Origin of the sequence: Caulobacter rhizosphaerae, from assembly GCF_010977555.1 — a bacterium.
Classification (GTDB): Bacteria; Pseudomonadota; Alphaproteobacteria; order Caulobacterales; family Caulobacteraceae; genus Caulobacter; species Caulobacter rhizosphaerae.
Genome location: NZ_CP048815.1, coordinates 3,448,229 through 3,467,158, shown reverse-complemented (window position 1 = coordinate 3,467,158; position 18,930 = coordinate 3,448,229). Strand labels below are relative to the sequence as shown.

The window sequence follows — 18,930 nt, the reverse complement described above, 5'->3', positions numbered from 1 at the left end:
GCCTGACGTGAAGCGCCTGTTCGATGCGGCGGCGTCCGGCGCGGCGCTGTTGCTGCTGGCGATCCCGTTGCTGACCGTGGCGGCGGTGGTGCGCCTGACCTCGCCGGGACCGGCCCTGCACTGGTCCCAACGCGTGGGCCGCCACAACGTGCTGTTCGCCATGCCCAAGTTCCGCACCATGCGGATCGACGCCCCGCAGGTCGCCACCCATCTGCTGGAGAACCCCGACCGCTGGCTGACGCCGCCCGGCGCCTTCCTGCGCCGGACCAGCCTGGACGAGCTGCCGCAGCTGTGGAGCGTCCTGGTCGGCGACATGAGCCTGGTCGGGCCCCGGCCGGCGCTGTTCAACCAGGACGACCTGGTGGCGCTGCGCACGGCGGCGGGCGTCGAGGCGCTGCGGCCCGGCGTCACCGGCTGGGCGCAGATCAACGGCCGCGACGAGGTGTCCATCCCCGAAAAGGTGGCGCTGGACGCCGAATACCTGCGCCGCCAGGGGTTCTGGTTCGACCTCAGGATCCTGGCCGCGACCGTGCTGCCGGTGGTCACGGGCAAGGACGTGACGCGGTGACAAGGGCTAGGCCCTGACAGGGGCAGGCGCGGGCGCCTGCCCCTGTCAGGGCTCCTAGGCCAGCTCGCCGTACGCCTTCTCCAGCGCCGCCACGAACGTCGCGTTGGCGGTCAGGTCGCGGTTGAACACCGGCTCCAGCTTCAGGAACTGGGCGACGTCCGCCCTGGCGTCGCCGGTGCAGGCGGCGGCGGTTTCGACCAGGCGATCGGCCAGCGGATCGACGATCTTGACGCCCTCGGCCGCGCGGCGGCGGACGAAGTGCATCCAGGCGGCCAGGGGCAGGGCCAGGCGATCGACCGGGCGGCCAGCCTCCAAGGCGTCGGCGACCGTGCCGAGGATGCGGAACGGCAGCTTCTGCGAGCCGTCCCAGGCGATCTGGCTCAGCAGGTGGCGGATCTCGGGATTGCGGAACCGGCCAAGGATAGCCTGGGCGTAGGCGAGGAGATCCAGGCCGCGCGGCGCGGTCAGGGTCGGGATGATGTCCTGGACCATCAGGTCCTCGGCGAGCTTGGCCAGGTCCGGATCGCTGATCGCCTCGAACACCGTCTCGTGGCCTTTCAGCAGGCCGGCATAGGCGATGGTCGAGTGGACGCCGTTCAGGAGCCGCAGCTTGGCGCGCTCGAAGCCGCGCACGTCGTCGGTCAGGGTGACGCCGACGCTGGCCAGGTCCGGCGCGTCCGGCCCCAGCACGTCCTCGACCACCCATTGTGCGAAGGCCTCGCGCTGGATCGGCCAGGCGTCGGTCAGGCCCGTGGCCGTCTCGACCCGGGCGCGCAGGGCGTCGTCGGTGGCGGGGGTGATGCTGTCGACCATGGTGCGGGGGAAGCGGCCTTCGGCCTCGATCCAGGCGGCGAGTGCGGGGTCGATCGACTCGGCGAAGGCGACGACCGCCGCCTTCAGCCGCCAGCCGTTGTCGGCGAGGTTGTCGCAGGCCACGACGGCGTAGGGCGGCAGGCCGGCCTGGTGGCGGCGGCGCAGGCCCTCGACGATATAGCCGACCGCGCTGATCGGTTCGCGCGGATGGGCCAGGTCGTGGACGATGTCGGGGTGGGCGAGGTCCAGCTTGCCGTCGCCGGTCAGGCAGTAGCCCTTCTCGGTGACCGTCAGGGTGACCATGCGGGTGGTCGGAGCAGCCAGGCGGGCGAAGACCGACGGCGGATCCTCGGGCGCGACCAACACCTCCAGGATCGAGCCGACCACGCGGAAGGTGGTCTCGGCGTCCAACTGGGCCAAGGTGTAGAGGCCGTCCTGCGGCTGCAGGGCATCACGGACGCCCGGGCTCTTCAACGACACGGCGCATAGGCCCCAGCGCGGATCCTGGGCCAGCAGTTGGTCGAAATAGAACGCCTGGTGGGCGCGGTGGAAGGCGCCGGGGCCGAAATGCACCACGCCGACCGTGACTTTGTCGCGGTCATAGGCGGGCAGGGCGACGCCGGGGACGGCGGCCGGATAGCTGACGGCGTTGAGGCGGAGCGGACGGGAAAGGGTGTCGGTCAAAGGGTAACGCCTTGTTTCCAGATGGCGATTTCACGCTCGCCGTTGAGTTCGGCCTTGGTGGGTTGGCCTGAGGCGGTGGCCACCACCAGATCCATCAGGGAGTCGGCCGCCGCGTCCATGGTCTGGCCGGCCAGCACCACTCCGGCGTCGAAGTCGATCCAGCCCGGCTTGCGGGCGGCGAGAGCCGAGTTCGAGGCGATCTTCAGGGTAGGGGCGGGGAAGCCAAGCGGGGTGCCGCGGCCCGTGGTGAACAGGATCACCGTCGCGCCGGCGGCCGTCAGGGCGGTGGACGAGACCGCGTCGTTGCCCGGCGCCTCCAGCAAGGTCAGGCCATGCGGGCCGACCTGCTCGCCGTAGCGCAGCACCTCGACCAGCGGCGCGCGGCCGCCCTTCTGCACCGCGCCCAGGGACTTTTCCTCCAGGGTCGTGATGCCGCCGGCGATGTTGCCCGGCGAGGGGTTCTCGTAGATCGGCTGGTGGTTGTCGATGAAGTAGCGCTTGAAGTCGTCAATGACCTCAACGGCCTCGTCGAAGACCTCCCGCGAGGCGGCGCGGGCCAGCAGCACCCCTTCGGCGCCGAACACTTCAGGGATCTCGGTCAGCACCGGGGTGCCGCCGGCGTCGGAGACCTTGTCGGCGATGCGCCCCACCAGGGGATTGGCGGTGACACCCGAAAAGCCGTCCGAGCCGCCGCATTTCAGGCCCACCACCAGGTCCGACAGAGGAGCGGGCTCGCGGCGGTCGCGCTCGGCGATGGCGACCAAGGCTTCCACGGCGTCCAGGCCGTCCTCCATTTCGTCCTCGACCATCTGGGTCGTGAACGAACGCAGGCGTTCCGGATCCAGGCCCGGGGCCGAGTCCAGCAGCGCCTTCAACTGGTTGTTCTCGCAGCCCAGGCCCAGGATCAGCACGCCGCCGGCGTTGGGGTGGGCGGCCAGGCCCGCGATCAGCTTGCGGGTGTGGGTGAGGTCGTCGCCCAGCTGCGAGCAGCCGAAGGGGTGGGGAAAGGCGAAGACGCCGTCGACGCGGCCGGCGAAGCGGGCGTTGGCCTTCTCTGCGATGCGCCGGGCGGTGTTGGCCACGCAACCGACGGTGCACAGCACCCAGATCTCGTTGCGCGTGCCGACCCGGCCGTTCTTGCGGCGATAGCCCAGGAAGGTTCCAGCCGGCGCCGGGGCGTGCGGCTCCAGGTGGACTTTGGCGTAGGCGAAATCCTCGACGCCCGACAGGCGGGTTTCGACGTTGTGGATGTGCACGTGGTCGCCGACCGCGATATCGGCCGTGGCGCGACCGATGGGCCAGCCGTATTTGAGCACGTCTTCGCCTTCGCCGACGGCGCGCACGGCGATCTTGTGGCCCTTGGGGATGTCGGCGCGAGCCGCGATCGTCTGCCCGTGCAGGTTCAGCGTCTCGCCGGCGACGAGGTCGCGCAACGCCGTCGCCACGTGATCGCGGGGATCGACGCCGTGGATCGATTCGGCGGGACTGGAGGTGATGTCCCCTATCAAAGCCTTGGCCATTGAACCTTTTCGTGCTGCCATCCCCCGTCTGTAAGGCGGGGAAACCGGTGTCACCATAGGGCAATTGCGTCCGGTGGTGCATTTGTAGCGACGCCGATCTCGGTAGAGTATGACAAAACCCGACAACGATCGCCGCATGGAAACGCTTTGACCTCGTCCAAGACCCCTTCGCCGGACGCCGATGGCGTGGAAATCGACGCCGGCCTGGAGGCTGGCCTCGAGGGCGGCCGCAAGCGCGCGACCATCAACGACATCGCCCGCCTGGCCGGCGTGTCGAAGAAGACCGTCTCGCGGGTCATCAACCAGTCGCCCTTCGTGCGCGACGAGACCCGCGAGCGTATCGAGGCGGTGATCGCCGAGTGGGGCTATGCGCCCGATCCGCAGGCCCGGGGCTTGGCGTTCCGCCGCTCGTTCCTGATCGGCATGATCTACGACAACCCCAACCCGCAATATGTCGTCAACATGCAGCTGGGCCTGCTGGACGGTATCCGCGGGTCGGGCTTCGAGCTGGTGGTGCACCCGTGCGACCGCAGCAGTCCGACCTTCCTGCAGGACATCCGCACCTTCGTCGAGCGCCAGAAGCTGTTCGGCGTGGTGCTGCCGCCCTCGGTGTCGGAGGACGAGCGGGTCGCCAAGCTGCTGCGCGAGATCGGCTGCGAATATATCCGCATCGCCTCGGTCGAGCTGGACAAGCCCGAGCACATGATCGTCGGCCACGACCGCCTGGGCAGCGAGGCGATGGGCGCTTACCTGGTCGAGCTGGGCCATCGCGAGATCGGCTTCATCAGCGGCCTGCCTAGCTTCCGCTCGTCGCACGAACGGCGAGGGGGCTTCGAGGACGCCCTGAACAAGGCCGGCCTGCAGCTGAAGCCCGACTACGTGGTCCAGGGCGCCTATACCTTCGAGTCCGGCCTGGCCTGCGGCGAGCAGCTGCTGGCCAAGACGCCGCGGCCCACGGCGATCTTCGCCGGCAACGACGAAATGGCCGCCGGCGTGCTGCAGGCCGCGCGCCGGGCCGGGCTGCAGGTGCCCGCCGACGTGACGGTGGTCGGCTTCGACGACTTCCAGATCGCCCAGGCCGTCTGGCCGCCGCTGACCACGATCCACATCCCGACCCGCGAAGTGGGCCGGATCGCCGCCGAGAAACTGATCGGCGCGGAGGCTCGCGAGAAACGCGATCCCAACAACACCATCCCCTATCTGGTCGTCCGGGAGTCGTCGGGCGCCCCGCCGGCGGGGTAGAAGCGACAGCGCTTTGGCTTGCCAGGCGCCATGACACCGGTTACCAAGCGCGTCGAAAACGGCCTGCCAAAGCCGTCGGCGGAGTAGGGAGTAAGAAGCGCCATGACCCGGCCCCTGGTATTTTCCGACGACCGCCTGTTTCCGGCCGACGAACGCACGCGCGGTATCGCCCGGACGCTGTACGGCCAGGTCAAGGGCCTGCCGATCATCAGTCCGCACGGTCACACCGACCCGGCCTGGTTCGCCACCAACGCCCCGTTCGAGGACGCCACCGACCTGCTGCTGGCGCCGGACCACTACCTGTTCCGCATGCTCTACAGCCAGGGCGTCAGCCTGGACGCCCTGAAAGTGCGGTCCAAGGCCGGCGTGCCCGACACCGACCCGCGCGAGGCCTGGCGGCTGCTGGCCAGCAACTTCCATCTGTTCCGCGGCACGCCATCGTGGCTGTGGCTCAACCACGTGTTCAGCCAGGTGTTCGGCCTGAAGGTGTTCCTGGGCGCCGAGACCTCGGACCTCTACTTCGACACCATCAACGAGGCGCTGGCCACCGAGGCCTTCCGTCCTCGCGCCCTGTTCGACCGCTTCAACATCGAGACCCTGGCCACCACCGAGGGCCCGCAGGACAGGCTTGAGCACCACAAGGCCATTCGCGAGAGCGGCTGGGGCGGCCACGTGGTCACCGCCTATCGCCCGGACGCGGTGATCGACTTCGAGGACGAGCGTTTCGGCCGCGCGTTCGAGCGCTTCGCCGAGGTCTCCGGCCAGGACGTCACGACCTGGAAGGGCTATCTGGAAGGTCACCGCGTGCGCCGCCAGGCCTTCATCGCGGCCGGCGCCACCTCGTCCGACCACGGCCATCCGACCGCCGCCACCGCCGACCTGTCCGAAACCGACGCCGAAGCCCTGTTCCAGAGCCTGCTGAAGGGCGAGGTCACCCCGGCCAAGGCCGAACTGTTCCGCGCCCAGATGCTGACCGAGATGGCGCGCATGAGTCTGGACGATGGCCTGGTCATGCAGATCCACCCCGGCTCGCACCGCAACCACAATGTCGGTCTTCTGGCGTCGCATGGCCGCGACAAGGGCGCCGACATTCCGATGCGCACCGAATATGTCGAGGCGCTCAAGCCGCTGCTGACCAAGTTCGGCAATGATCCGCGCCTGTCGATCATCCTGTTCACCCTGGACGAGACCGTCTACAGCCGCGAACTGGCGCCGTTGGCCGGCCACTATCCGGTGCTGAAGCTGGGCCCGTCCTGGTGGTTCCACGACAGCCCCGAGGGCATGATGCGGTTCCGCGAGCAGGTCACGGAGACCGCCGGCTTCTACAATACCGTCGGCTTCAACGACGACACGCGGGCCTTCCTGTCGATCCCCGCCCGCCACGACGTGGCCCGCCGCGTCGACAGCGCCTTCCTGGCCCGCATGGTCGCCGAGCACCGGATGGACGAGGTCGAGGCCGCCGAGCTGATCGTCGACCTGACGTACAACCTGCCTAAGAAGGCCTACAAGCTCGACCAGCGTCCCAGCTGGGCGCGGCCTGTCCAGCCGATCAAACACGCCGCCGAATAGATTTTCCGGAGTCTCCTGATGTTCACCAAAACCTACCACGCCACCCACCCGGACATGATGTACGCGGTCAGCAACGACGACCTGCGCGATCGCTACCTGATGGACGGCCTGTTCGCCGCCGACGACATCGTGCTGCACTACAACCACGCTGAACGCTTCGTGATCGGCGGCGCCGCGCCGGTGTCCAAGGGCGTGAAGCTGCCCGACCAGACCGAGCCCGCCTCGGCCGCCGGCCATCCGTTCCTGGAGCGCCGCGAACTGGGCGCGATCAATGTCGGCGGCGGCAAGGGCAAGGTCACGGTCGATGGCGTCGTCTACGACATCGAGCCGCGCGACGGCATCTATGTGACCATGGGCGCCAAGGAGGTGGTGTTCGAGAGCCTCGACGCCGCCAACCCGGCCCGCTTCTACATCACCAGCCTGCCGGCACACGCCGCCTTCGAGACCAAGAAGCTCGAATTCGCCAACGCCATCCCGATGGAGCGCGGCGCGCTGGAGACCTCCAACGAGCGCACCATCTACCAGTACATCGTGCCGACCACCTGCAAGTCGGCCCAACTGCTGCTGGGCATGACCGTGCTGAAGCCGGGCAGCGTCTGGAACACCATGCCGCCCCACCTGCATGACCGCCGCTCGGAAGCCTATTTCTACTTCGGGCTGGGCGAGAACGATCGGGTCTTCCACTACATGGGCGAGCCGGACGAGATGCGTCACATCGTGATCGCCAACGAAGAGGCCGTGATGAGCCCGCCGTGGTCGATCCACATGGGCTCGGGCACCTCGAACTACACCTTCATCTGGGCGATGGGCGGGGAGAACCTCGACTATACCGACATGAACGTGCTGGACATCTGCCAGCTGAAATAGGGGCGGGGACCGTCCGGCTTCCTTTCGGCTGTCACTCCGGCCATAGCGAAGCAACGAACAGGGACCGCTACGAACACACGCGTTCGTGGCGGTCCTGGATCGGCCTTTGAAGCCATCCGGGGTGACAAGTTCAGGATCAGGAAGCACACACCATGGCCAATCCGTTCAGCCTCGAAGGCAAGGTCGCCCTCGTCACCGGCGCCAACACCGGTCTCGGCCAGGCCGTGGCCGTGGCGCTCGCCGAAGCGGGCGCGGACATCGCCGCCGCCGGCCGCAGCGCCCCGACCGAGACGCAAGGCCTCGTGGAGGCCACGGGCCGGAAGTTCCTGTCGATCAAGGCCGATTTCGGCTCGATCGAGCCGGTCCAGCGGGTGGTCGACGAGACCGTCGCCGCCTTCGGCAAGGTCGACATCCTGGTCAACAACGCCGGCATCATCCGCCGCGCCGACAGCATCGACTTCTCCGAGGCCGACTGGGACGCCGTGATGGACACCAACCTGAAGGTCGTGTTCTTCCTGACCCAGGCCTTCGCCAAGCAGGTCCTCAAGCAGGGCGGCGACACGGCCAGCATCGGAAAGATCATCAACATCGCCAGCCTGCTGTCCTTCCAGGGCGGCATCCGCGTGCCGTCCTATACGGCCAGCAAGAGCGGCCTGGCGGGCCTGACCAAGATCCTGGCCAACGAGTGGGCGTCCAAGGGCATCAACGTCAACGCCATCGCGCCGGGATACTTCGACACCAACAACACCGAGGCGCTGCGCAACGACGCCGACCGCAACGCCTCGATCCTGGCCCGCATCCCGGCCGGCCGCTGGGGCCAGCCGGGCGACCTGGGCGGGGCCGCCGTGTTCCTGGCCTCCCAAGCCGCGGACTATGTCCAGGGCATTACCTTGCCCGTCGACGGTGGATGGCTGGCCCGCTAGAGGCAGGAATCTGCGCAAAAGCGAATTTGGTACCGGAACCATTGCGCCGGCCGCCTTTTCGCGATCTGCAAAGCGCGGTAAGGGCGCCGCTACGGCAGTGCGGGTGCGACATCCGCCTGGCGGTTCGTTCGTTCTTTCCCTGTTGAGCCGTCGCGGTTTCGCGCCGGTCGCGGAGTTTCGCGCATGCCCCTGTCGCTGGACCTGTCGTCGCCTGGTGATCGGCCCACCAGCCGCCACGTGCGACAGAACGCCAACCTGCTCAGCGACCTGCTGAACGAGGCCATCGCCTATCTGGACGGCGAGGACGCGGCCAAGCTGGTGGCCACGGCCCGCAGCGCCGCCTCGCAGGAGACGCCGGACGGCGAGGCCCCGCGCCTGGATCACCTGTTCGCCGACCTCTCCAGCGACCAGGCCATCTTCCTGGCCCGGGCGCTGGCCAGCCACTCGATGCTGGCCAATATCGGCGAGGACGTCGCCGGTCGCCGCCGCCACGCCGAGGGCGACGCCAAGCCTGGCGACGAGCGCCCCCGCACCCTGGTCGACGCCGTCAAGGCCCTGGTGGCCGAGGGCAAGTCGCCGGCCGAGCTGACCAAGGCCTTCGCGGCCATGAACGTGGTCCCGGTGCTGACCGCCCACCCGACCGAGGTGCGCCGCCGCAGCATGGTCGACCGCGAGACCGAGATCTCGCGCCTGATGGCCCTGCGCCGCCACCACCTGCCGCCGGACCTGGACGCCGACATCCGCGAGCGCCTGTTCCGCGAGATCGCCCTGATGTGGCGAACCCGGCTGTATCGCCCCGAACGGATCACCGTGAAGGACGAGATCCGCAACGCCCTGTCGATCGTCCGCACCTCGATCTTGCCGGCGGTCATCGACCTCTATGCCGACTGGTCCCAGCAGATCGGCCAGCACGGCCAGATGGCCCCGCTGCTGAAGATGGGCTCGTGGCTGGGCGGCGACCGCGACGGCCATCCCGGCGTCAACGGGGACACCCTGAAGCTGGCCCTGGCCTCGCAGGCCCGGGTGATCCTGGACTGGTACGCGGGCGAGGTCCGCAAGCTGTGGTCCAACCTGGCGGTCTCCACAGCCTATACGCCGGTCTCTGAGGAACTGCGCGCCCTGGCCGCGCAGACCCGGGATCCGTCCGTTCACCGTCTCGACGAGCCGTATCGCCTGGCGTTGGAGCTGATCTTCGATCGTCTGTCGGCGGTGTCCCAGAAGCTGACCAATCAGTGGGTGGCTTTCGCCACCAGCCGGACCGATGTCGAGCCCTACACTCATCCGGACGCTTTCGTCGCTGACCTGAAGATCGTCATCGACAGCCTGGAGCGCAACGGCGGCGAGCGGCTGGTGGGCTCGGCGCTGCGCACCCTGGTCGAGGTGGCCCAGGCCTGCGGCTTCCACCTGATGAGCCTGGACCTGCGTCAGAACGCCGACGTCCACGAGCGGACGCTGCACGAGCTGTTCCAGCGGGCGGGCACCGGCGTGAAGTACCTGGACCTGGACGAGGAGGCCCGGTCCAAGCTGCTGATCAGCGAGCTGTCGCACCAGCGGCCCCTGGTCTCGCCCTTCACCGCCTATGGCGAGGAGACGACGCGGGAGTTGGCCACCATGGAGGCCGCCGCCCAGATGGTCCGCGACTACGGCCACGGCTGCATCGGCGCCTATGTGATCTCCAAGTCGGCGACCCTGTCGGACATCCTGGAGCCGCTGGTCCTGCTCAAGCAGGTGGGTCTGGTCTGGGGCGGGGCGGCGCCGCGCGCCTCGGTCAAGATCAGTCCGCTGTTCGAGACCATCGGCGACCTGGAGAACGGTCCGCGGGTGCTGCGCCAGTGGCTGGAGCTGCCGCTTTCCCGCACCATCCTGGGCGACCGGCCGGTGCAGGAGATCATGCTCGGCTATTCCGACAGCAACAAGGACGGCGGCTACGTGGCCAGCCGTCGGGGCGTGGCGCGCGGCGCCTCGGCCCTGGCCTTCGAGGCCGAGCGGATGGGTGTCGGGCTTCAACTGTTCCACGGCCGCGGCGGCAGCGTCGGGCGGGGCGGGGGGCCGGCCGCCGAGGCCGTGCTGGCCCAACCAGCCGGCACCGTCCAGGGCCGCATCCGCATGACCGAGCAGGGCGAGATGATCGCCCGCCGCTTCGGCGATCAGCCCACCGCCCGCCGCAATCTCGACGGCCTGGCCGCCGCGGTGCTGATGGCCAGCGAGCGCGAGGCTCATCGTCCCGATCCCAAGGTCGAGGCGGCGATGACCGCCCTGGCCGAGGCCTCGTTCCACGGCTTCCGGGCCCTGGTGTACGACGATCCGGCCTTCGAGGACTTCTTCTGGTCGGCCACCCCGATCGGCGAGATCGTTGGGCTGAACATCGGCAGCCGGCCGGCCAGCCGCACCGCCAGCCGCAAGATCGAGGACCTGCGGGCCATTCCCTGGGTGTTCAGCTGGTCGCAGGCCCGCTTCATGCTGCCCGGCTGGTACGGCTTCGCGTCGGGCGTCGAGCGCGCCGGGCTGTCGACCGGACAGCTGCAGGACCTGGCCGGCGGCTTCGATTTCTTCGGGGCCCTGCTGTCGAACATGGAACTGGCCCTGGCCCAGAGCCACATGGGCATCGCGGCCCGGTACAAGGACCTTTCCCCGAACAAGGCCGACGCCCAGCGGATCTTCGACACGATCCAGCGCGAGCACGACAGCGCCAGGCAGATCGCCCTGGCGATCCGCGGCGGCTCGGCCCTGCTGGACAACCAGCCGGAGCTGGCGGAGTCGGTGGCCCTGGCCGGGCTGTCGGTCGATCCGCTGAACCACCTGCAGCTCGAACTCCTGGCCCGCCGCCGGGCCGGCGACCAGGACGAGAACGTGCGCCTGGCCATCCAGCTGACCGTGGCTGGCATCGCGGCGGGACTGCGCAACACGGGGTGAGGCGCCGCCGGGGACACGCCCTTGCGGCGTGTCCCCTATCCTCGGCGCTCGATGGGGACACGCCGCAAGGGCGTGTCCCCAGCCCCCATTTTTGTTACCCGCGTCAAAATGGAAAACAACGTTTTGACGCCGCTTGCACAAGGCGTCGCTTCGGAGTAGATTCCTCGATGACACCGGTGGCAAAGTGGCCTGGCCAATCTGCCGCCGGTTTCACCTGACGTTTTGGACCGGCCTGTCCGGTCCCGGGCGTCCGCGGCTCTTTCAGAGTTCGCTCCTGCGCAAAACTTTCGGGCGTCGGGCTCCGGCCCGGCGCCCTTTATTTTGAGAGCTCGACCGCGCCTGCGACGATCGGGAAATCGCCAGGCGCGAGCGAATAGAAACGAAGGACGACAGACGAGCGAGCAGGCAGGACACGAATTGACGTTGGGGGAGCCCTCTAGTGTGGCGTCCGCCCGCAACGCGGTCTAAACGGTCGCCCAGCGCCGGACGCGGCGAAATCTTCCACGCCGAGGCCCTCCCGCGGGGCCGCACGCAAGATCGATCCTTTGAGGAGCAGTACTGATGGTGAAAGACCGCATGGCCGTTCTGACGGCGCTGATGGACCAGGGCGTCATCCCGGTTTTCTATCACCCGGACGTCGAGGTCTGTAAGAACGTGATCCAGGCCTGCGCCGACGGCGGCGCCCCCTGCATCGAGTTCACCAATCGCGGCGACTTCGCCAGCCACGTCTTCTACGAAGTCACCCGTCACTTCGACCAGGCCGATCCGCGCGTGATCATGGGCGTGGGCTCGATCGTCGACGCCCCGACCGCCGGCATCTACATCGCCAACGGCGCCAAGTTCGTGGTCGGCCCGATCCTCAACGCCGACGTCGCCAAGGTCTGCAACCGTCGCAAGATCCCGTATTCGCCGGGCTGCGGCTCGGCCTCGGAAATCTCCTACGCCGAGGAACTGGGCTGCGAGATCGTCAAGGTGTTCCCGGGCTCGTCGGTCGGCGGTCCCGATTTCGTCAAGGCGGTGCTGGGCCCGATGCCCTGGACCCGCATCATGCCGACGGGCGGCGTCGATCCGGACGAGGCCTCGGTCAAGAAGTGGTTCGGCGCGGGCATCGTCGCCGCCGGCATGGGCTCCAAGCTGATCACGCCTGAGATGCTGGACGCCAAGGACTATGCGGGCATCTCCAGGAAGGTCCGCGAAACGGTTGATCTGATCAAGAAGGTTCGTGGGAAGGCCTAAATGACCGACAATATCCTCAACATCCGCCCGGCTTCGGAAACGAAGTGGGATTGCGCGTCCTTCGGTGAAGTGATGCTGCGCTTCGACCCCGGCTTCGGCCGGGTTCGCAACGCTCGCCAGTTCAACGTCTGGGAAGGCGGCGGCGAATACAACGTCGCCCGCGCCTTCAAGAAGTGCTGGGGCAAGCGCTCGACCGCCGTCACCGCCCTGCCGGTGAACGACCTGGGCTGGCTGGTCGAGGATCTGATGATGCAGGGCGGCGTCGACACCTCCCACGTCATCTGGCGCGACTTCGACGGCCTGGGCCGCAACACCCGCGTCGGCCTGAACTTCACCGAAAAGGGCTTCGGCGTTCGTCCGGCTCTGGGCTGCAGCGACCGGGGTCACTCGGCCGCCTCGCAGATCCGTCCCGGCGAAGTTAACTGGGAAAAGCTGTTTGGCGAAGAAGGCGTGCGCTGGTTCCACACCGGCGGCATCTTCGCGGCCCTGGCCAGCAACACCGCCGAAGCCGTGATCGAGGCCGTCGAGGTGGCCCGCAAGTACGGCACGGTGATCTCCTACGACCTCAACTACCGCGCCAGCCTGTGGAAGTCGCAGGGCGGCAAGGAAGGGGCCCAGAAGGTCAACCGCCACATCGCCCAGTACGTGGACGTGATGATCGGCAACGAAGAAGACTTCACCGCCTGCCTGGGCTTTGAAGTCGAGGGCCTGGACGAGCACATCAGCTCGATCGACCCGGCCAACTTCAAGAAGATGATCCAGACGGCGGTGAAGGAGTTCCCGAACTTCAAGGTCGCCGCCACCACCCTGCGCAACGCCAAGACCGCCTCGGTCAACGACTGGTCGGCGATCCTCTACGCCGGCGGTGAGTTCTACGCCTCGATGATGCGCGAGAACCTCGAGATCTACGACCGGGTCGGCGGCGGCGACGGCTTCGCCTCGGGCCTGGCCTTCGGCTTCATGGAAGGCAAGGGCCCGCAGGCCGCCGTCGAGTACGGCGCGGCTCACGGCGCCCTGGCCATGACCACGCCGGGCGACACCTCGATGGTGCGCCAGGCCGAGGTCGAGGCCGTGATGAAGGGCAAGGGCGCGCGGGTCATCCGCTAGTCTTCGTCTTCGTCGTCGGAACCAGCAGAGCCCCCGGTCGCAAGATCGGGGGCTTTTTGCTGGGCGACGGCCACCTGCGCGGCTTGCTCCGCCATCCTGGCATATTCCCGCGTCGTCTTGAACTTGGCGATCTTCCGCATGACGGCGCGGCGGAGCTGGGCGAAGCGGACCGGTGTCCATTCGGGATCTAGGGGGCGACGCTCCGGGTTGTTCTTACGAGCGGCGGCGCGGGTTCGACTTCTCGGCATCAGGGTCTCCACTGGCTTGGGGGCGCGGGCCGGCCGCCTCACGCGGAAGGCCGCTGAAGGTGTGGGGAGGGCTGCGGAGCGCCGGGCTGGGCCCGGAAGCTTTTGTAGAAATACCGTTTCGACTCAGACCAACGCTCCGCGCGGTCGTTATCCGGGAGCGTCCGGCGATCGGCCCTGTTCGGACCTCGCCGGTCTTGGCCCCCGACGGGAGGGCGAGGCCCACGAAGCCCCGTCCCGTGCGGCGGGCGTCACCACCCGCCTTCGCCCTCGCCAGCCCTAGCACCCCACGCCGTTTTTGTGTTCCAGGCCCGGCCGGCTCCAGAGGGATGCAGGTCGCGGTCCGCCTTGGGAGCAAACCGCCGCCGACGAGCGCTGCCCGCTCGACCGCACCCCAAGGCCGCGAAGGTCGCAGGCCTTAGCGCCCTCCCCATCGCCTTGTGGTGCAGTGATTATGCGCCGGCGTGGGAAAGGGAGGATAAGTGTGTTTGGGGCGTTGAATTCGTTGAGGAACCACGCCGTGAGCGATGGGAGCATCTTTCTCCACGCGCTCTTGATGGCGCGTCGGAGCGCCGCTGCGTCCTGCGCTTGTTTCCCCACGGATGCAATCTAGGCTTTCGGCTGAACTTTGTTCGCCTTAATGTTTATCCGGATCGCTGGCCACCCTTGGCCCAAACGTCTGACTTTCATGGAGGAAAGCGTGAAGTCTCTCACCCTGGCGCGCAATGCGATGAACTTCATCGTCGGCTATCTCCCCGCGCGGACCTTGAGCTACACCTCGTACTGCGCGGCCGTGATCAAGCTGCAGAACGGCAACCGGGCGGTGCTGGTCACCGAGGCGGGCGCCAGCGCCAGCGGCATAACCGGCACACTGCTCAGCCAGATGGAGACCGCGCTCCACGTCCCGGTCCTGGGCGGCGCCTCGCCGACGCCCGGCCAGGGCACCTGGCACATGAACGACGCCGAGCAGCAGGCGCTGGCGGTGTTCTCCTCGGCCGTCCAGGGCGGCGGCGTGTGGCAGGGGGCCGTGCTCAAGGCCGTGGTCGCCAACCGGGCCATCTGCCCCAGTTGCACCTATACGCTCCAGCAGCACGGCTTCGCCGTGAACGGGGCCGAGGCGGTGGCGCCGTAGGCGGACGGGCGGTCAGCCATCCTTCCGCACTTCGGATTTGGGGCCGAATGGTTTGAGTTCAAGTCTTGGCGAACGCCGTTTTATGCGTAGCTTTCAGAGCCCTTGAACCGAAAAGGGCCCCAAGCCATGCCGCAATCGAACACCACGCTCGCCACGGCGAGCGCGACGCAGCTCGCCGCCGCCGTACGCGCCAGGTCCGTCAGCGCCCTGGAGCTGGCCGACGCGGCGATCGCCAGGATCGAGGCGCTGGACGGACCGATCAACGCGGTGGTCGTGCGCGACTTCGACCGCGCCCGCGACCAGGCCCGGCAGGTCGACCAGGCCTTGGCGGATGGCGCCGACCTGCCGCTGGCCGGCGTGCCGATGACCGTGAAGGAGTGCTTCAACATCGCCGGCCTGCCGACCACCTTCGGCCTGGAGACGGCGCGAAACTACCGGCCGACCGAGGACGCCGTCGCGGTCCGGCGCCTGAAGGCGGCGGGCGCGGTCATCCTGGGCAAGACCAACGTGGCGGCCGGCTTGGCCGACTACCAGGTCGACAATCCGATCTATGGTCGCACCGGCAATCCCCATGACCTGTCGCGATCGCCGGGTGGGTCCTCGGGCGGGTCGGCCGCGGCCCTGGCCGCCGGCATGGTGCCCCTGGAGCTGGGTGGCGACGCCGGCGGGTCGATCCGCATCCCGGCGGCGTTCTGCGGCGTCTATGGGCACCTGTCGTCGTTTCCGCTGATCTCCCTGGAGGGCCACGGACCGCCGGGGGGCGGGATCATCGTGGGGCGGGCCTGGGCCGCCGCCGGGCCGATGGCCCGCACCGCCGCCGACCTCGACCTGGCGCTGAAGGTGCTGTCGGGGCCGGAAGGACGCGACGCCACGGCCTACCGCCTGGCCTTGCCTGCTCCTCGCCATGGCCGGCTCGCGGACTATCGCGTCTTCGTCCTGACCGAACACCCGACCGCGGCGGTCGACGACGAGATCGTCGCCGCCATCGACGACCTGGCCACAGTGCTGGAGACGGCCGGGGCGTCGGTGTCGCGCCACAGCGTGTTGCTGCCGTCCCTGGCCGACTCCCAGGCCCTGGTCGAGAAATTCGCCTGGACCTACAAGACCGGCATGAGCCCCGACGCGCCCGAGCCTCGGGCGACGATCAAGGACTATCACGACTGCCTGGTCGCCCAGGAGGTGCTGCGGCGGGCCTGGGACGTCTTCTTCCGGTCCTTCGACGTGGTGATCGCGCCTTGCTACGCCACGGCGGCCTTTCCGCCGTTCCCCGGGTCGAACCCGTGGCCGGGGGCGAACCGGACGCTGCGGGTCAATGGCGCCGAGGTTCCTTTCCGGCCGCAGACCGCCTGGCCATTGATCGCCGGCATGCCGCACCTGCCGGCCACCGCCGCCCCGATCGGCCGCACGCGGGACGGCCTGCCGATCGGGGCTCAGTTCATCGGGCCGTTCCTGGAGGATCTGACGACGATCGCCTTCGCCGGGCAGGTCTCGACGGCCTTGGGGATCACGGCCGAGATCGCCGCCGTCGGCGTCGGTGAAGGTGTCCGATTTGGAGAGTTTGCATAAAGCTCTCATGAAAGTTGTGAAACGACTGCTTCTGTGTCAGGGTTCGCCGGCAACAAGGAAAGGGCGTTTCATGCGTATCTTCCTGTACATTCTGGGTTTTCTCGTCGCGGCGGCCGTGGCCGTGCTGCCCTGGATCCTGATTTCCCCGATCACCTTCGTCACCGTCCTGGTCTCCGTGGCCGGGGTGGCGATGATCGTCCTGCTGATCGTCGGCCTGGTGAAGGGCTGGGGCATCGGCCTGCAGGTCGGCGGCGGAACCTGAACCGTTGGGGACAGGCCCATGGGCCTGTCCCCAACGCGCTTCCAGGTCGGCGGGCCGTTCACGCAAATGTTGTTCGCCGTGGCCAGGCCGGACCATTGACGGCGAGGCCCGCAGGTCCACTCTGGCGGCGGATCAACCCTAGCCTGCGGCCATCCCACCACCATGATTCTCCTGGCCGCCGCGACGTCGTCGCGTTGTCGAGCGACGCTGCTTGAGCCTGTCGTCCTGCCCGCCTGGGGGGTGGCGCGATGAGCGAGCCGGCGATCTTCTTCTCCGAGGTCAACGAACGGCAGGGCATGTTCCACCGCCGCGCGTTCCTGATGGGCGGACTGGCGGCGACCGGCCTGCTCGCGCTGAGCGGTCGGCTGGCCCAGCTGCAGCTGGTCGAGGCCCGGCGCTATCAGAAGCTTTCGGCCGGCAACCAGTTCAACTACCGCCTGACGCCGCCGCCGCGCGGGGCGATCTATGATCGCAACGGCGTGGTCCTGGCCTCCAACCGCCCCAACTTCCGCCTGCTGGTGACCAAGGACACGGGCTTCGACGCCTCCGCGACCCTGGACGAGTTGGCCTTGCTGGTCCCCATCGATCCGGCCCGCCGCGGGCGGCTGCTCAAGGACCTGGCCCACGCGCCGAAGAAGGCGCCGGTGGCGGTGATGGAGGACATGACCTGGGAGGAGTTCTCGCGGGTCAACATCCGGGCGCCGGAGTTGCCGGGGGTGACCGCCGACATGGGCGAGGTGCGGGTCTATCCGTTCGGCGGGGCCTTCGCCCATGTGATCGGCTATGTCGCCAAGGTCTCCGACCGCGATCTCGACAAGGCCAAGGACGACCCGACCCAGGACCAGGCCCTGTTGCACCATCCGGGCTTCCGGATCGGCAAGCTGGGCGTGGAAAAGGCCTTCGACGGCCCCTTGCGCGGCCATGCGGGCGCCAACAAGGCCGAGGTCGACGCCCAGGGCCGCACGGTGCGCCTGGACCCGGAGGGCGACATCCCGGCCAAGCCCGGCGCCGACATCCGCCTGACCCTGGACGCCGACATCCAGAACCGGGCCCTGGAGGTGATGGGCGACGAAAGCGGGGCCATCGTGGTCATGGACTGCCGCAACGGCGACCTGCTGGCCATGGCCTCGGCCCCCAGCTTCGACGCCAACCGCTTCGTCAAGGGCCTGTCGGGGCCGGAGTATCGGGCGCTGGCCGAGTACGAGCGCAAGCCGCTGCTGGACAAGGTGATGACCGGCACCTATCCGCCCGGCTCGACCTTCAAGCCGACCGTGGCCATGGCGGCCCTGACGGCCGGGGTGGACCCTACCGAGCGGGTGCTGTGCACCGGCGGCTGGGCGTTCGGCGGCCGGGTCTGGCACTGCCACAAGAAGGGCGGCCACGGGGTGCAGGACATGCACGCCGCCATCAAGAACAGCTGCGACGTCTATTTCTACCAGATGGCCCTGCGCATCGGCCCTGATCCGATCGCCGCCGCGGCCAAGGCCTTCGGCTATGGCGGGACCTTCGACATCGGCATACCGGGCCAGAAGAAGGGCCTGGTCGGCTCGCGCGACTGGAAGAAAACCGCCTTCAAGCGCGACCCGGTCTGGCATCCGGGCGACAGCGTGCCGTACGGCATCGGCCAGGGCTATATCAACGTCAACGCCCTGCAGCTGGCGGTGATGACCGCGCGGCTGGCCAATGGGAAGAAGGCGCTCAACCCGCGCCTGGTCAAGTCGGTCGGCGGCGTCGAGCAGCCGCACGGCGACGCGGTGCCCGACCTGCCGTTCAGCCAGGCGCACCTGGAGATCGTGCGGGCCGGCATGGCGGCGGTGGCCAACGATCCGACGGGCGGGGCCTTCAAGCAGAGCCAGCTGGGCCTGGGCGACGTGAAGATGGCTGGCAAGACCGGCACCGCCCAGGTGCGCCAGTACGCGGCCGGGGCCTCGCGCAGCAACCAGGGGATCACCTGGCGGCTGAAGGACCACAACCTGTTCATCGCCTTCGCCCCCTACGACGCCCCCCGCTACGCCCTGTCGGTGATCATCGAGCACGGCGGCCAGTTCGGCTCCAGCGCCGCCGCGCCGCGGGCCCGCGAGGTGATGCGGGTGGCCCTACTGAAGGACCCGGAGATCCGAGCGCGGATCGAGCGCCCGACCCCGCTGCCCGACGCGCCGGACGAGGGGGAGGGGGACGTCGGCGCCGCGGATGCGCTGGGGATCGAAGGCGAGGGCTGAGCGGGCCGGGGACACGCCCTTGCGGCGTGTCCCCCAGTCTTGGCGTCGTGGATGCGGGCGGGGA

At 68.5% G+C, this 18,930-nt stretch carries 15 protein-coding genes; 12 read left to right on the top strand and 3 right to left on the bottom strand.

The features are described 5' to 3' along the window. Positions 1-7 precede the first annotated feature (7 nt). Complete coding sequence (locus G3M57_RS15780) at positions 8-568, top strand: sugar transferase (RefSeq protein ID WP_163231643.1); 561 nt, start codon at positions 8-10, stop codon at positions 566-568. A gap of 54 nt (positions 569-622) precedes the next feature. Here the strand turns inward: G3M57_RS15780 and G3M57_RS15775 are convergent, their stop codons facing one another. Together G3M57_RS15775 and G3M57_RS15770 are read right to left on the bottom strand one after the other, a co-directional pair. Next, entirely contained in the window at positions 623-2,065 is a 1,443-nt protein-coding gene (locus G3M57_RS15775; protein WP_163231641.1) for a mannitol dehydrogenase family protein, read from the bottom strand. After that, complete coding sequence (locus G3M57_RS15770; RefSeq protein ID WP_373287691.1) at positions 2,062-3,585, bottom strand: UxaA family hydrolase; 1,524 nt, start codon at positions 3,583-3,585, stop codon at positions 2,062-2,064. Before G3M57_RS15770 ends, G3M57_RS15775 begins: the two co-directional genes overlap by 4 nt. Positions 3,586-3,732: 147 nt before the next feature. Here G3M57_RS15770 and G3M57_RS15765 point away from each other — a divergent pair, with 147 nt between their 5' ends. The 7 genes from G3M57_RS15765 to G3M57_RS15735 all read left to right on the top strand — a co-directional run bounded on the left by G3M57_RS15765 (position 3,733) and on the right by G3M57_RS15735 (position 13,442). Then, a complete protein-coding gene (locus G3M57_RS15765; protein WP_373287692.1) occupies positions 3,733-4,827 on the top strand; it encodes a LacI family DNA-binding transcriptional regulator in 1,095 nt (364 codons plus the stop codon). A 102-nt stretch (positions 4,828-4,929) separates the two neighbouring features. Then, the gene (gene uxaC / locus G3M57_RS15760; RefSeq protein WP_163231639.1) at positions 4,930-6,396 is read left to right on the top strand and encodes a glucuronate isomerase; all 1,467 of its coding nucleotides are present in this window, start codon (positions 4,930-4,932) and stop codon (positions 6,394-6,396) included. Between the two features lie 18 nt (positions 6,397-6,414). Then, entirely contained in the window at positions 6,415-7,263 is an 849-nt protein-coding gene (gene kduI, locus G3M57_RS15755; RefSeq protein ID WP_056755238.1) for a 5-dehydro-4-deoxy-D-glucuronate isomerase, read from the top strand. 152 nt (positions 7,264-7,415) lie between these two features. After that, positions 7,416-8,186 (top strand): 2-dehydro-3-deoxy-D-gluconate 5-dehydrogenase KduD, encoded by a 771-nt coding sequence (kduD, locus tag G3M57_RS15750; protein ID WP_056755241.1) that lies wholly within the window; start codon positions 7,416-7,418, stop codon positions 8,184-8,186. Positions 8,187-8,369: 183 nt separating this feature from the next. Continuing rightward, complete coding sequence (gene ppc / locus G3M57_RS15745) at positions 8,370-11,099, top strand: phosphoenolpyruvate carboxylase (protein ID WP_163231637.1); 2,730 nt, start codon at positions 8,370-8,372, stop codon at positions 11,097-11,099. 561 nt (positions 11,100-11,660) lie between these two features. Then, entirely contained in the window at positions 11,661-12,335 is a 675-nt protein-coding gene (locus G3M57_RS15740; RefSeq protein ID WP_163231635.1) for a bifunctional 4-hydroxy-2-oxoglutarate aldolase/2-dehydro-3-deoxy-phosphogluconate aldolase, read from the top strand. Continuing rightward, on the top strand, positions 12,336-13,442 hold the full coding sequence (locus G3M57_RS15735) for a sugar kinase (RefSeq protein ID WP_028037821.1): 1,107 nt from the start codon (positions 12,336-12,338) through the stop codon (positions 13,440-13,442). It begins immediately after the preceding gene. On the opposite strand, the gene G3M57_RS15730 is transcribed toward G3M57_RS15735, so the two are convergent. Beyond that, on the bottom strand, positions 13,439-13,690 hold the full coding sequence (locus tag G3M57_RS15730; protein WP_163231633.1) for a hypothetical protein: 252 nt from the start codon (positions 13,688-13,690) through the stop codon (positions 13,439-13,441). The genes G3M57_RS15735 and G3M57_RS15730 overlap by 4 nt on opposite strands. Positions 13,691-14,387: 697 nt before the next feature. Here G3M57_RS15730 and G3M57_RS15725 point away from each other — a divergent pair. From G3M57_RS15725 to mrdA, 4 genes are all read left to right on the top strand, one after another. Beyond that, positions 14,388-14,819, top strand: coding sequence for a hypothetical protein (locus tag G3M57_RS15725; protein ID WP_230983791.1), 432 nt, complete (start codon positions 14,388-14,390; stop codon positions 14,817-14,819). A 126-nt stretch (positions 14,820-14,945) separates the two neighbouring features. Next, the gene (locus G3M57_RS15720; RefSeq protein ID WP_163231631.1) at positions 14,946-16,385 is read left to right on the top strand and encodes an amidase family protein; all 1,440 of its coding nucleotides are present in this window, start codon (positions 14,946-14,948) and stop codon (positions 16,383-16,385) included. Positions 16,386-16,455: 70 nt separating this feature from the next. Beyond that, positions 16,456-16,647, top strand: a complete 192-nt coding sequence (locus tag G3M57_RS15715) for a hypothetical protein (RefSeq protein WP_163231628.1) — start codon at positions 16,456-16,458, stop codon at positions 16,645-16,647. A gap of 248 nt (positions 16,648-16,895) precedes the next feature. Then, positions 16,896-18,866, top strand: coding sequence for a penicillin-binding protein 2 (gene mrdA / locus G3M57_RS15710; RefSeq protein ID WP_163231626.1), 1,971 nt, complete (start codon positions 16,896-16,898; stop codon positions 18,864-18,866). The last annotated feature ends 64 nt before the right edge of the window (positions 18,867-18,930 follow it).